Here is a 13,790-nt window from a genome sequence, read left to right as displayed (position 1 = left end):
CCCGCAATCACGCGTTCGCGGTCGAGTTCAGCAGACCCATATCGATATCGGTCAGTTCGACGTGACGTTCGAAAGCGATACCGGCTTCGTCGAACAGGTGGCAATCGACACGATTGATGCCGGCCGTCAGTGGCTGTTCGGGGCGCACGCTGGCGCTGCCCGGCAGCGTCGCGCAGAAGTTCTCTCCTTCACCGTCGAGCGAAGCATAGGCGACCGTCTGGGCGCCGAGGCGCTCGATGACCGTCGGAACGACATTGATCGAGATGTCACCGGCGCCAAGCTGGATATGTTCGGGACGGACGCCCAGCGTCAGCGTCTTGCCCACGGCAGTCTCGCGCGGCGTCACCGGCAGCGTCACCGTCTGCCCCTTGTAGTCTACCGTCACGCCCGCATCGCTCACCGCCTTGCAGGTGACACTGAGGAAATTCATCTTCGGATTGCCGATGAAGCCGGCGACGAACATGTTGGCCGGCTTGTGATAGAGTTCCAGCGGCGCGCCGGTCTGGGCGATTTCGCCGGCATTGAGGACCACGATACGATCCGCCATCGTCATCGCTTCGACCTGGTCATGCGTGACGTAGATCATCGTTGCCTTCAGCTGGCGATGAAGCTTCGCAAGCTCGATGCGCATGTCCGCACGCAGCGCCGCGTCAAGGTTGGACAACGGTTCGTCGAACAGGAAGATCTTTGGCTCGCGCACGATGGCTCGACCGATCGCAACGCGCTGACGCTGGCCGCCTGAAAGCATGCCGGGCTTCTGCTGCAGTCTCTGGTCGAGATGGAGAATGCGCGCGGCATGCTCGACCTTGGCCTTCAGCTTTTCCTCTTCCATCTTTTCGACGCGAAGCGGAAAGGCGATGTTTTCAAAAACACTCATGTGCGGATAGAGCGCGTAGGACTGGAAAACCATCGCGATGCCGCGCTTGACCGGCGGAAGGTCGTTGACCCTCAGGCCATCGATAACGATGTCACCGCCCGACGTTGCATCCAGACCCGCGATCATACGAAGCAACGTGGACTTGCCGCAGCCGGAGGGGCCGACGAAAACAACGAACTCGCCGTTCTTGACCTCGAGCTGAACGCCCTTGAGAACCTCGAAGTCGCCGTAGAACTTCTGAACCTTGTTGAGAAGAAGCTGTCCCAAAACCTGTCTCCGGTCGCCGCGTCACCCGGCGCTTTACATAATAGATAAAGGATCGCGGGTGTTGCGCCCGCGATCCCAACAAAGGCTTACTTGAACGCTTCGATTTCGCCGGCAGCCTTCTTGAGGGCAGCAGCCGGTTCAGCCTTGCCCGTCACGACGGACTGGACCATCTCGATGATAGAGTTCTGGAAACCCTTGTAATCGGTGAAGAGAGGCTCAGGACCACCGAACGCAATACCGTCGATGAACGGCTTCCACGACGGATCAGCCTTGACGAATTCGTCAACCTTGGCCGACGGACGCAGAGGCGTCAGACCTGCACCGCCCTGGAGTTCGTATTCGCCCTGCGGGCCCGGCGAGGTGATGAACTTGGCAAATTCAGCTGCCTTCTCTTCCACGCCCGTACCCTTGAACACGGCCAAGCTGTCCGTGATGAGCAGCGTGCCTTCACCCTTGGCCGAAGGGCCGAGCGGCAGCGGTGCTACACCCCAGTTGATCTTGGTGTCCTTGAGGCGGGCAGCAGCGCCGGAACCAGCCTGGATCATGCCGACCTTGCCATCGAGGAAGATGGCGCGGATTTCGTTCTGTTCGTAGGCGGTTGCGCCTTCGACGGAATAAGGCGTGATGTCCTTGTAGGCCTGCAGGGCAGCCAGCACTTCAGGGCTGTCGATGACGATCTTGTCGCCGTCGATGACCTTGCCGTTGTTGGTGTAAACCCAATGCATGAACTGGTGCATGGTGTTATCGAAGGTCTTGGCCGGCAGACCGTAGCCTGCGATGCCGGTCTTTTCCTTGATGGCCTTCGCGTCGGCAATTTCTTCAGCCCAGGTCTTCGGCGGGCTTTCCGGGTCGAGGCCAGCCTGCTTGAAGAGGTCCTTGTTCCAGTAGAGGGCCTTGGTCGAGAATGCGACCGGCACGCCCCACTGATTGCCATCGAAGGTAACCGTGTCGACGATGTTCGGATAGTAGCTCTTCTTCTCTTCGTCGGTCATCGGAACCGGAACGATCAGGTCGTTCTGGGCAAATTCCTTGAGCGTGCGCGAGCCGACATACGCCATGCCGACCGGAGTGCCGGCAGCAGCAAGCGTCGTCGCCTTGTCCTGGCACTGTTCCCAGCCAACAACCTCAGGCGTGACCTTCCAGCCTGGGTTCTTGCCTTCCCATTCCTTGATGTACTTTTCATGGATGGGGTCAATCTTGTCACCGCAATAGATCCAGCTGATCTCCTTGTCAGCGGCATGTGCGGTCATGGTGCCGAGCGCGGTGGTGCCGAGCAGAGCAAGGGCCAATAGCCCGGTCTTGAATTGAACTGTCACTTCGTTAGCTCCCGTTTTTTCTCTGGTGGTTGACTTATCGACTTACTGTTTCACCGCGCCAGCGGTCAGGCCGCTGACGAGATACTTTTGAAGGAAGAAGATCACGATCATGGCAGGCGCAATGCCGACGAAGCTTGCGGCCATGAGCTCGTTCCAGACAACTTCCTGTCGGCCGAAATAGGCGAAGAGGCCAACCGGCAACGGCGCGAATTCGGTTTTGGAATTGAAGGTCAGTGCGAAGATAAACTGTTGGGCATAGGAGCCGATGAAGGTCGTGATCGCAACCACGGTGATACCTGGCATGGCGATCGGCAGGATGACGCGGCGCAGCGTGTAAAAATGGCTGGCGCCGTCCACGAATGCAGCCTCGTCGAGCTCCCTCGGAATGCGCATCATGTAGGTCCTGAGCAGCCAGATCGCCGAAGGGATCAGGAAGGCAATGCCGGGAACCATGATCGCAAAATAGGTGTTGAGCAGGCCAAGCGTGCGCATCAGCCGGAACAGCGGAATGAGCAGCACAGCGCCTGAAAACATGTTGACGGCCAGGAACGCGCCGAGCAGGACGCCAGCACCCTTGAACTCAAAGCGGGCGAACGCATAGGAGGCGGGGATGACGAGAACCAGCACCGCCGCGGTCACGATGGTCGAGATGAAGAACGAGTTGAAGATGTAGCGTGCAAAGCCGGGAACACTGACCCACATCGTCCTATAGGCCTCGAAGGATCCATTCTCGGGAATGAACCGATAAGGCGACGAGAACAGCTGGCTGAGCGGCTTCAGCGAAACAAGGAAGCCTTCGACGAACGGCGCCAGCACGAAGGTGAGGAACACCGCGATGCCGACGTAGATGCCGACAATCTCGTACCATTTGTACCGGTTGATCAGCATAGGAGGCTGTTTCATCGCTTGTCTCCTGAGGCAAGACGGCTGGTCAGGCGGAAGTAGCAGACGCAGAAGATCGACAGGAAGATGCAGATCAGCACGGCGCGAGCGGCACCTTCGCCATATTTGTTCGATCCGATCGCCGTCTTGTAGGTATCGATGATCATCGTCGTCGTTTCGCCGCTCGGACCGCCGCGCGTCAAAATCCAGATGATGTCGAACGAATTGAAGGTGGAGATCAGCGACAGCATCGACATGGTGATCATCGAGGGGACGATCAGCGGCATGGTAATGCGGCGGAAGCGGTAGAAACGGCCTGCTCCGTCGGTCCACGCAGCTTCGTACAGATCCTGCGGGATCGCCTGCATGGCCGCGAGCATATAGAGCGTCACCATGGGAACGCCGATCCAGACGTCGGTGATGATCGTCGCCCAGAACGCTGTCGATCCTTGAGCCAGGAACGCTACCGGAGCGTCCGCGAGGCCAAAGCGCTGCAGCATCCCGGAAATCATCCCGAACTGGCCGTTATACATCCAGCCCCACATGAAGATGCCGATTGCCATCGGAACGATCCACGGCGGCATGGTGAGGACACGGAACAGCGCACGACCGGGCACAGCGGAGTTCAGCATCGTCGCGCCGAAGACACCGATGATCATCTTGATGGAGACCGAGAAGAACGTCCAGATGAAGGTCCGGATGATGACTTCCGCGAAGGTCTCGTTGAAGATCTTCTGATAATTCACCCAGCCGACCCAGTTCGTCACCTTCTTCAGCGACGCATCGGTGAAGGAGAGGATGAATGTATCGACCAGAGGATAGGCGACGATCACCGCGACATAGAGGACAGCCGGAAAGAGCAATATCCAGGCGAAGATGAGGTTGCTGCGTTGAACATTCATCCTGCCGCCCTCCTCAAGCCGCTCTTGCGTGAAGCGCCTCGTCAAATCTGTCCCACACCGGGCGCAGATCGACAATCGTTCTCTTGATCCGCGCCTCGTCCATGGACAAGGCAAGAATGCCGGCCTCGAGCGCGTTGAGCGTCGAAACAGGGAGCTCGGTGCCGGTGCGAACGCTGTCCAGAAGGTCGGCCGCCATCTGTTCGTCGGCGCCGTAATGCTGGGAAAGCTCGGTGGCGTAATACTTGTTCTCGATGACCTTCTTGCCAGTCAGCTGCTCGTGCACGTCAAGATAGCCGCGGACGAAATCGCCTTCCGCCATGCCGCGCGAGCCCATGATGGCAAAGCGGCGGAACTGGTCAGGAACGTTCAGATTGGTGTGAAAGTTCATGCCCACGCCGTTGGCGTATTCGACGATCGCGACCTGATAATCGATGATATCGGCGTCGCTATCGAACACCTTGTCGGAGCCCATCCAGCCGCTCGGCTTGCGATGGAACAGCTCGAGGTCGTTGATGCCTTCGCGGGCTGGGTCATTTTCCGGGGTGAAGCTCTTGCGACCGCCGAAGCTTGCAACGCGTTCGGGGCGAGCGCCGACGACACCATTGTAGAGGTCGAGGTCGTGGCAGCACTTTTCCAGCATAAAGCTGCCGGAATAACGCTCGTAACGGCGCCAGTCGCGCATGAAGAACGCGCCGTGATAGGGCTCGATATGCTCTGCGGCTTCAATCGAGACGATCTGGCCAAGGCTGCCGGACGCCTGAATGGCGCGCAAGTCCTTGTAGAGCGGCGAATAGCGCAGCACGAGACCGACCATCAGGCGCTCATGGCCGAACTTGGCCATCAGCCGCGCCAGCTCGATGCTCTCGGCAATCGTGGTCACGATCGGCTTTTCGCAGAAGACTTTCAGGCCGGCTTCGAGGCCGAGCCTGATGTGGTCGAGATGCATGTGGTTCGGCGAACCGATCATCAGCAGATCGAGCTTTTCGCTGGCGATCAGCTCTTGAGGCGAGGCATAGGCTTTACCAGCGGAAACGCCGTTTTCAACGAGGCCAGGAAGGCCTGCCGGATCGGGATCGACGTAACCGACGATCTCGAAGCTCTCATCGACAGACTTGAAGACGTAGCCCAGGTAGCCGAGCCGGAAACCTAGCCCGATAATTCCCACTTTCATGCCGTTCTCGTTCCCATTTACGTAATTTATTTTCGTCAAGTTGGGACAAAAATTCGATCTCGTCAACAGAAATCCCGCAAAAAGTTGGGTGTATGAAATTAATTTTCATAGCCACTTGTTTTGACGGGTTTTCGATTTTCACGGCGGAACAGCTGGCCGATCCGGCATCCGCAACCATCCGCACGCTCCGAGGAAAGCGCTGCTGACAGCTGTGAAAAGCCGCTCATTACCTCCTGATTTCCCCTGAAAAATGCGGGAGAAACCGTCAAATCCTACTGGTTTCGCCTCTTACCCTCAAGCAGATCAAGCACCGAGTTGGCCGCTTCGAGCACGTTCGTTCCCGGCCCGAAAACGGCGGCGACTCCGTGGTCTGTGAGGAACTGATAATCCTGGCGCGGGATGACCCCGCCGACGACCACGATAATATCATCCGCACCCTGCGCCTTGAGCGCTGCGATCAATTGCGGTGCGAGGGTTTTATGGCCCGCCGCCAGCGACGACATGCCCACGACATGCACCTTGCTGGCCACGGCAAGATCGGCCGCCTCCTGCGGGGTCTGGAAGAGCGGGCCCGCGAGCACGTCAAAGCCGATGTCACCGAACGCCGAGGCGATGACCTTGGCGCCGCGGTCATGGCCGTCCTGGCCGAGCTTGGCGACCATGATCTTGGGCTTGTGGCCTAGGCTCTTGCTGACGGCGGACATCCGCCCCTTCAGGGTCGCCAGCTCCGGTTCGTCGCGATAGGCGTCGCCGTAGACATCCTTGATGACCTCGGGCGTTGCGGCATGATCGCCGAATGCCCGGCGCATGGCATCGGATATCTCGCCAACCGTCGCCCGCGCACGGGCCGCATCGACCGCAGCCTCTAGCAGGTTACCCTTGCCGGTCCGCGCCACGTCGAAAAGCCTGTCGAGGGTTTCGCGCACCCGGGCGCCGTCGCGACGGCGCCGGGTGTCCTCGAGCCGCTTGATCTGGGCAGCACGCACGGCGCTGTTGTCGATCTCAAGAATGTCGATCGGTTTCTCGTCTTCCAGCCGGTACTTGTTGACGCCGACGATGACTTCGTCGCCTTTGTCCACGGCGGCTTGGCGCCGTGTCGCGGCCTCCTCGATCAGCCGTTTCGGTAGCCCTTCGTTCACTGCCTTGGTCATGCCGCCCAATGCCTCGACCTCTTCGATCAGCGCCCAGGCCTTGTTCGCGAGTTCATCGGTGAGGCTTTCGACATAGTAAGACCCGGCCAACGGATCGACGACATTGGTCACACCGGTTTCGTGCTGCAGGATCAACTGTGTATTGCGGGCAATGCGCGCGGAAAATTCCGTCGGCAACGCGATCGCCTCATCGAAGGAATTCGTATGTAGCGACTGCGTGCCACCAAGCACGGCCGACATCGCCTCGAATGCGGTGCGGATGATGTTGTTGTAGGGATCCTGCTCCTGCAGGGAGACGCCGGATGTCTGGCAATGCGTCCGCAACATCAGCGACGATGCCTTCTTCGGCTGAAACTCCTGCATGATGCGCGTCCACAGCAACCGGGCCGCACGCAGCTTCGCGGCCTCCATGAAGAAATTCATGCCAATGGCAAAGAAGAAGGAGAGGCGCCCCGCGAAATCGTCGACGTTCAAGCCCTTGGCAATGGCGGAGCGCACATATTCGCGTCCGTCGGCGAGCGTGAAGGCAAGCTCCTGCACCAGCGTCGCGCCGGCCTCCTGCATGTGATAGCCGGAGATCGAGATCGAGTTGAACTTCGGCATTTCTTTTGCCGTGTATTCGATGATGTCGGCAACGATCCGCATCGATGGTTCGGGCGGGTAGATATAGGTGTTACGGACCATGAACTCTTTGAGGATGTCGTTCTGGATCGTCCCCGACAGTGCCGCTCTCGATACGCCCTGTTCTTCTCCTGCCACGATGAAGTTCGCGAGAATCGGAATGACCGCACCGTTCATGGTCATGGAGACCGAAATCTTGTCGAGCGGAATGCCGTCGAACAGGATCTTCATGTCCTCGACACTGTCGATCGCCACGCCCGCCTTGCCGACATCGCCTTCCACGCGGGGATGGTCGCTGTCATAGCCGCGATGTGTGGCCAGATCGAAGGCGACGGAAACACCCTGCTGGCCGGCTGCCAGTGCCTTGCGATAGAATGCGTTGGATGCTTCGGCTGTCGAAAAGCCGGCATATTGCCGGATGGTCCACGGTCGACCGGCATACATCGTCGCGCGCGGCCCGCGGGTGAACGGGGCAAGCCCGGGGAGGGAACCGAGATGGTCGGCCCCCTCGATATCCTGCTCGGTGTAGAGCGGCTTGACGTCGATACCTTCTGGCGTATGCCAGACGAGCGTTTCAGGCGAAGCACGAAGCTCCCTCTCGGCAAGATCCTGCCAATCGCCAAGCGTCTTCTTCGTCATACCAATCCTCCGGCATTCTACTTTTGCCACACGCTATCACCTTAACGGCGTGTGGCGCGATAGAGCCTTAGGACTATTTATTGAGGAAATTCTTGCGGGCAATAATCCGGCGTCAGCGCGTCACTCAGCCGCGGCGAGAACCCGGTTCTTGCTGGGAAAGAATGCGGACAGCTCGCCCACGACCTCGCCAATGCGGCCGGCCAACGGCTCGGAAGCCACCTTATAGTCCGTAAAATCGCGATCCGACGCGTAAACGGCAGTCGGCAGCGTATGGGCCATGAAGAAGCCGAACAGCGGACGCAGCTGATGCTCCACCATCAGGGCATGGCGATCACCGCCGCCGGTCGCAGTGATAATGATCGGCTTGGCACGCAGCTCATGCGGGTCGATCAGGTCGATCAGATGTTTGAAGAGGCCGGGATAGGATCCCTTGTAGGTCGGCGATCCGATAATCAGCGCGTCGGCGCTGACGATGTCGTCGATCACGCGCTTGGCTGTGTCATCGAGATCCTTGCGCCACTGGGCCTGTCCGAGTGACGGGCCGACATCCGTCAGATCATATATCGTCTGTGCAAAGCCATATTGGCCGCTCGCCAGATCCGCGACGTGGCTTACCAGCGCATAAGTCTTCGAAGGACGGTTGAAGCTTCCCGCGAGACCAACGAGTTTGGGACCAGGCATTCGATTTCCTTTCGTACATACCGCCAATCTTTCGGCAATATTGTCCATATTTTTTATAGACTAAAGGTATATCCTTGCCGATTTTGGCGAGTGCTGAAAAATCGGTGCTCATACGGCGCGCAAATCGCGACCGAACAATTGCCCCAATCGCCTAGCCCTTGCGCCCCTTGGAGCGCGCTGCCAACACGTTCTTGATCGAAAAGCTCGAATGGATCCGCAACACTCCGGGGAGGGTGGACAGTATCTCCTTGTGGATCCGCTCGAATTCACCGGCGGTCGCCACCTCCACGCGAAGCAGATAGTCCGAGCCACCCGTCATCAGAAAGCATTCCTGGATCTCCGGGTGACGCCTGACCGATGCCTCAAACCGGTTGAGGTAATCCTCGGTCTGCCGTTCCAGCGTGATATTGATGATAACGGCAATCGAATTTTCACCCGCAGCGCTGTCGACGAGAGCGGTATAACCGCGAATGACGCCATCGTTTTCGAGAATGTGAATCCGCCGGAGACAGGCGGAAGGCGACAGTCCCACCTCCGCCGCGAGCTTGGCGTTGGTCATGCGCGCATTGAGTCGCAACAGCCGGATGATATTGCGGTCGATTGCGTCCAAGGCGGCCATGAATTTTCTTTCATTCTTCAGATGATAATTCTGATAATCATCTTGGATTAGAATTTTCAAGCGCAAATCCGTGAGAAATTCTCCGATTGTTTCAATACCTTTGCGGTAGAAATCGTGGGAGCATTGGCAATGGACGGTGGGGTTTGGAGTTCGTCGAACAGGGATCAATCGGATCTCCGGGGAGCGTCCGGCCGTTTGATCATCGATCTGGCCGCCATCCGGCGGAATTACCTGCAACTTTCAGAGCAGCTGGCACCGGTGAAAGCCGGAGCCGTCGTCAAGGCGGATGCCTACGGGCTTGGCGCTGACCGCGTCGTCCCGGTTCTTTACTCTGCAGGTTGCCGCAACTTCTTCGTTGCTCACTTCGGCGAGGCGCTGAAGATAAGGCCGCGTCTTGCAGGTGACGCCAGGATATTCGTGCTGAACGGCCTCCAGCCGGGCAGCGAGAACGCGTGTGCCGATGCCAATGTCATTCCGGTCGCGAACTCTCCCGAGCAGCTGGAGCGCTGGGCATCTGTCGCGCGCAATCGCGGCAAGAAGCTGCCGGTCATCCTTCAGTTCGACACCGGCATGTCGCGGCTTGGAATGTCGGCCGACGACAGTGCGCTGCTTGCGCGCGAACCGAACCGACTAAGCGATGTCGACGTCCTGTTTATCATGAGCCACCTCGCTTCGGCTGATGAGGCTGACAGCGAGCAGAATGGCGAGCAACTGGCTGCCATGCAGACCGTGGCGGCGCAATTTCCTGGCACCGCTATATGCTTTGCCAACTCCGGCGGCATTTTCCTTGGCTCGGATTACCATGCCGGTTTGGCACGTCCAGGCATTGCTCTTTATGGCGGGGCGCCGATAAGCGGTGCAGCCAATCCGATGCGTGCGGCCGTGAGGCTGGACGTCAGCGTCATCCAGACGCGGACCGTGCCGGCTGGGACCCGCATAGGCTACGGCGGCGTCCATGTCGCGGAAACCGAAATGCGCCTTGCAACGATCGCCGCCGGCTACGCGGACGGTCTGCCACGCAGCCTCAGCGACCGCGGCGCCGCCTTTTACGGCGCGACGCGTCTTCCTATCGTCGGACGCGTTTCGATGGACAGCATGACCATCAACGTAACGGCTCTGCCGCCCGGTACGTTGACGCTCGGCAGCTTTGTCGAGATCATCGGCGAGCATCAGACGCTTGAAGATGTCGCAGACGCCGCCGGAACCATTTCATACGAAATCCTGACAAGCCTCGGCCAACGCTACCAGCGCGAATACCGGGGCCTAACTCAGCCGCAATCCATACAGCAGAGAGCATAATGAAGATCACCATTCTCGGCGCCGGCGTCATCGGCGTCACATCGGCCTATTATCTCGCCAAGGCTGGACACGAGGTAACCGTCCTCGACCGGCAGACCGGCCCCGCTCTCGAAACCAGCTTTGCCAATGCGGGCGAGATTTCGCCGGGCTATGCGTCTCCCTGGGCGGCACCCGGCATTCCGCAAAAGGCGGTCAAGTGGCTGTTCATGAAGCACGCCCCGCTGATCATCCGGCCGATGGCGGACGCCGCCACCTGGCGTTGGATGATGGCGATGCTCGCCAATTGCACGGCTGCCCGCTACGCCGTCAACAAGAGCCGGATGGTGCGGCTTGCCGAGTACAGCCGCGATTGCCTGATCGCGCTGCGCGAGGAGACCGGCATCGCCTATGATCACCGGACACAGGGTACGCTGCAGCTGTTTCGGACACAGAAGCAGGTCGACGGCGTTGGCAAGGACATCGAGGTTCTCAAGGCGGACGGCGTGCCGTTCGAGGTTCTCGATCCGGCGGGTTGCGTTGCCGTCGAACCCGGCCTGGCGCCGGTCCGGGACAAGATCGTGGGCGGCCTTAGGCTGCCGAATGACGAAACCGGCGATTGCTTCAAGTTCACGAATGAATTGCAGGCAAAGGCGGAAGCGCTCGGCGTCACGTTCCGGTTTGGTGTCGATATTCGCGGGCTGAAGACGAGCGGCGGCCGCGTGGTTGCCGTCGAGACAGCGGAGGGCGACGTCTCCGGCGACGCTTTCGTGGCAGCCCTTGGTAGCTATACACCCGCACTGCTGAAGCCGCTCGGTCTGCGGCTTCCTGTGTACCCGGTAAAAGGCTACTCGATCACGGTACCGATCGTCGACGAAACCCGCGCGCCTGTCTCCACGATCATGGATGAGACCTACAAGATCGCGATTACGCGCCTCGGCGACCGTATCCGCGTCGGCGGCATGGCCGAAATCGCCGGCTTCAGCCGCGATCTGCCGCCCGCTCGCCGCGCCACGCTGGAACATTCGGTCGAGGATCTGTTCGGCGGCGCCGGCGATCAGAAAAGGGCGACCTTCTGGTCGGGCCTCAGACCGATGACGCCGGACGGCACACCGGTGATCGGCGCAACCCGCTTCAGCAACCTCTATCTCAACTCGGGTCACGGCACGCTTGGCTGGACCATGGCCTGCGGGTCGGCGAGCGTTCTTTCGGATCTCATCAGCGGCGTTGCGCCACAGATCGAGATCAAGGACCTTGCTCTCAGCCGCTACGCGCCATCCTGAAAGAGCAACGCAGGATTGTTCGAAAGGCGATCTTGAATATTTTGCACGCACAGGCACTTGTTTAGGGCGGATTGAAAGAACAGAGTATTTGGCGATCGCCCTCGCTATCTCGGATGTGCCATGACATTCTTGACTGACCCAGTGATTGCAGTTTTTCTGTCGCTCTCGCTGGGTTATTTCATCGGCCTGGCCAAAATCGGACCGATACGGCTGGGCGGTGTCTGCGGCACCTTGTTCGTTTCCCTGCTGATCGGCCAGCTTGGCGTGACCGTCAGCGCCGACCTGAAGAATACCGCATTCGCGCTTTTCATTTTCGCCCTCGGCTTCTCGGCAGGGCCGCAGTTCTTCGCGAATATCCGCGGCGGATGGCGCTTCGGCATCTTCTCCGTCATCGAAGTCGTGACGGCCTTGTCGCTCGTGGCAATCTGCGTCTACGTGTTTGGCTTCGATCCCGGCACGGCGGCAGGTCTTTTTGCAGGCTCAGCAACTGAATCGGCAGTATTGGGGACGGCTGGCGATGCGATTTCCCGGCTCGATATGTCGCCCGACGGCATCCTGGATCTCGAATCCAACATGGCAACGGCCTACAGCATCACCTATCTTTTTGGCCTCGTCGCCATCGTCCTGTTCACGACGCAGATCGCTCCCCTCATCCTCCGCAAGAACCTGAGGGCGGAAGCCCAGGCGCTTGCCGCCTCTCTTGGGTCGGAGGAGGAGGAAGGCCTCGAAAGCGGGCTTCCCATTCTCGTCGGACGCGCCTTCCTTGCAACGCCGCTGGCTGGCCAATCGGTTGGAAGCTTCGAGCGGCGCCATGGCTACAGTGTCGTGATCGAGCGGGTGAAGCGCGGCGACGAACTCCTCGAGGCAACATCGGATTTCACGCTCGCAGCCAGCGACATTGCTTTCGTGCTCGGCCGGCGCGACGCGGTCATTGCGGCCAAGGACATGCTCGGCGAAGAGGTTCCGGTCCCAGCCGGTGCAGGACCGCCCATCGCCACGAAGGACGTGGTGCTTTTGCGTCGGGATCTCTTCGGACGAAGGATCGAAGAGCTGCGCGGAATTGGCAATATCGAAGCACAACGTGGCATCTTCATCACCCGCATCCGCAGGCTCGGCCACCATGTGCCGGTCCTGCCGAAAACGCGCCTGCAGGAGGGAGACGTCATCACCCTTCAAGGTTCGGAAGCGCTTCTCAACGGTGCTGCCACGCGGCTCGGCAAGGCGTTACCCTCCACGACGGCGACCGACCTCATGTTCATGGGACTTGGCATCGTCGTCGGCTTGCTGGTTGGAAGGCTGGCGTTTAAGACCGGCGCGCTGGAACTGACGCTCGGCGCCGGCGGCGGAGCCCTGATCTCCGGCCTGTTTTTCGGCTGGCTGAACATGCGCTACCCCAACAGGGCCTATCTTCCACCACCTGCGGCCGAGTTTGCCAAGGAGTTCGGGCTGGCAACATTCATCGCGGCGATCGGCTTGGCCGCGGGGCCTGGCGCCATCGCGCTGATTGCCGAATATGGCCTGATCCTGCCCGTTCTTGGCGCGGCAATGTCATTGACGCCGGCTCTCGTCTCCTTGTTCGTTGGCTGGAAGCTGATGAAAATCGAGATGCCGATCCTGCTCGGCGTCATCGCCGGCCAACACTGCAGCACGCCAACCATCAGCGCTCTGGTCTCGCAGGCCGGCAATGCCACTCCTGTAATCGGCTATACGGTCACTTATGCGATTTCCAACGTCCTGCTACCGCTGGTCGGGCCCGTGGTCATCGCGCTCGCCGAAAGCCTTGCACGATCGGCAAGCTAGCTTCGCCACCCTGGCATCGTGTGCACGCCCTAGGCCAACAGCGCGTTGATCGCGATGATCGCGAGAAAGGCGATAACGACCAATGACGCCCCCCAACCGACGAAACGATTGGCTCTCGTCAGAACCTGCGGCCTGACATCCCGCTTCGGATTGATCTTGTGCCGCCGTTTGAGGGCAGCCCGGGTCGGGGGTGGTCTCTGTCCTTCGGTCATCGTCGCCTCGTTCCCGGCTGGGTCCATCGCCGGAGAGGCCAATCTAGCATAAAAATTGATTGTTCGAATGGTGCTGCGCGGGCAAGCGGATCGG

The 13,790-nt window shown here is 59.7% G+C and carries 12 protein-coding genes; 3 read left to right on the top strand and 9 right to left on the bottom strand.

Annotated elements, in window-relative coordinates:
* Positions 1-7: 7 nt before the first annotated feature.
* The 8 genes from QTL94_RS22230 to QTL94_RS22195 form a co-directional block, all read right to left on the bottom strand.
* Complete coding sequence (locus tag QTL94_RS22230; protein ID WP_289803120.1) at positions 8-1,144, bottom strand: ABC transporter ATP-binding protein; 1,137 nt, start codon at positions 1,142-1,144, stop codon at positions 8-10.
* An 86-nt stretch (positions 1,145-1,230) separates the two neighbouring features.
* Positions 1,231-2,460 carry an ABC transporter substrate-binding protein gene (locus QTL94_RS22225; protein ID WP_289803119.1) on the bottom strand — a complete coding sequence of 410 codons (1,230 nt, stop codon included), beginning with the start codon at positions 2,458-2,460 and terminating at the stop codon, positions 1,231-1,233.
* Between the two features lie 42 nt (positions 2,461-2,502).
* Positions 2,503-3,363, bottom strand: coding sequence for a carbohydrate ABC transporter permease (locus tag QTL94_RS22220; RefSeq protein WP_065691871.1), 861 nt, complete (start codon positions 3,361-3,363; stop codon positions 2,503-2,505).
* Complete coding sequence (locus QTL94_RS22215; protein WP_065691872.1) at positions 3,360-4,244, bottom strand: carbohydrate ABC transporter permease; 885 nt, start codon at positions 4,242-4,244, stop codon at positions 3,360-3,362. Before QTL94_RS22215 ends, QTL94_RS22220 begins: the two co-directional genes overlap by 4 nt.
* Positions 4,245-4,257: 13 nt before the next feature.
* On the bottom strand, positions 4,258-5,415 hold the full coding sequence (locus tag QTL94_RS22210) for a Gfo/Idh/MocA family protein (protein ID WP_065691873.1): 1,158 nt from the start codon (positions 5,413-5,415) through the stop codon (positions 4,258-4,260).
* 272 nt (positions 5,416-5,687) lie between these two features.
* Complete coding sequence (gene scpA, locus QTL94_RS22205) at positions 5,688-7,826, bottom strand: methylmalonyl-CoA mutase (RefSeq protein WP_289803118.1); 2,139 nt, start codon at positions 7,824-7,826, stop codon at positions 5,688-5,690.
* A gap of 120 nt (positions 7,827-7,946) precedes the next feature.
* A complete protein-coding gene (msuE, locus tag QTL94_RS22200; RefSeq protein ID WP_289803117.1) occupies positions 7,947-8,507 on the bottom strand; it encodes an FMN reductase in 561 nt (186 codons plus the stop codon).
* Positions 8,508-8,658: 151 nt separating this feature from the next.
* Positions 8,659-9,126, bottom strand: coding sequence for an Lrp/AsnC family transcriptional regulator (locus QTL94_RS22195; RefSeq protein WP_065692217.1), 468 nt, complete (start codon positions 9,124-9,126; stop codon positions 8,659-8,661).
* A 129-nt stretch (positions 9,127-9,255) separates the two neighbouring features.
* Between QTL94_RS22195 and alr the strand changes: the two genes are divergently transcribed.
* The 3 genes from alr to aspT all read left to right on the top strand — a co-directional run bounded on the left by alr (position 9,256) and on the right by aspT (position 13,484).
* Positions 9,256-10,425: an alanine racemase gene (gene alr, locus QTL94_RS22190; protein ID WP_289803116.1), complete on the top strand. Its 1,170-nt coding sequence runs from the start codon at positions 9,256-9,258 to the stop codon at positions 10,423-10,425.
* Complete coding sequence (locus QTL94_RS22185; protein ID WP_289803115.1) at positions 10,425-11,684, top strand: D-amino acid dehydrogenase; 1,260 nt, start codon at positions 10,425-10,427, stop codon at positions 11,682-11,684. Before alr ends, QTL94_RS22185 begins: the two co-directional genes overlap by 1 nt.
* Positions 11,685-11,804: 120 nt before the next feature.
* Positions 11,805-13,484: an aspartate-alanine antiporter gene (gene aspT, locus QTL94_RS22180; protein ID WP_289803114.1), complete on the top strand. Its 1,680-nt coding sequence runs from the start codon at positions 11,805-11,807 to the stop codon at positions 13,482-13,484.
* Between the two features lie 29 nt (positions 13,485-13,513).
* Here aspT and QTL94_RS22175 read toward each other — a convergent pair whose 3' ends face one another.
* On the bottom strand, positions 13,514-13,696 hold the full coding sequence (locus QTL94_RS22175) for a hypothetical protein (protein ID WP_065692218.1): 183 nt from the start codon (positions 13,694-13,696) through the stop codon (positions 13,514-13,516).
* Positions 13,697-13,790: the final 94 nt, after the last annotated feature.

The sequence above is a fragment of the Rhizobium sp. S96 genome (assembly GCF_030382195.1).
GTDB lineage: Bacteria > Pseudomonadota > Alphaproteobacteria > Rhizobiales > Rhizobiaceae > Rhizobium.
Note: the sequence above shows the minus strand (reverse complement) of the source record. Positions and strands in the feature narration are given on the sequence as shown.

Bases quoted from the DNA above. Each gene is read 5' to 3' on its own strand.
- QTL94_RS22220 (WP_065691871.1), bottom strand. From the start codon at position 3,363: ATGAAACAGCCTCCTATGCTGATCAACCGGTACAAATGGTACGAGATT.
- QTL94_RS22215 (WP_065691872.1), bottom strand. From the start codon at position 4,244: ATGAATGTTCAACGCAGCAACCTCATCTTCGCCTGGATATTGCTCTTT.
- QTL94_RS22210 (WP_065691873.1), bottom strand. From the start codon at position 5,415: ATGAAAGTGGGAATTATCGGGCTAGGTTTCCGGCTCGGCTACCTGGGC.
- scpA (WP_289803118.1), bottom strand. From the start codon at position 7,826: ATGACGAAGAAGACGCTTGGCGATTGGCAGGATCTTGCCGAGAGGGAG.
- msuE (WP_289803117.1), bottom strand. From the start codon at position 8,507: ATGCCTGGTCCCAAACTCGTTGGTCTCGCGGGAAGCTTCAACCGTCCT.
- QTL94_RS22195 (WP_065692217.1), bottom strand. From the start codon at position 9,126: ATGGCCGCCTTGGACGCAATCGACCGCAATATCATCCGGCTGTTGCGA.
- alr (WP_289803116.1), top strand. From the start codon at position 9,256: ATGGACGGTGGGGTTTGGAGTTCGTCGAACAGGGATCAATCGGATCTC.
- QTL94_RS22185 (WP_289803115.1), top strand. From the start codon at position 10,425: ATGAAGATCACCATTCTCGGCGCCGGCGTCATCGGCGTCACATCGGCC.
- aspT (WP_289803114.1), top strand. From the start codon at position 11,805: ATGACATTCTTGACTGACCCAGTGATTGCAGTTTTTCTGTCGCTCTCG.
- QTL94_RS22175 (WP_065692218.1), bottom strand. From the start codon at position 13,696: ATGACCGAAGGACAGAGACCACCCCCGACCCGGGCTGCCCTCAAACGG.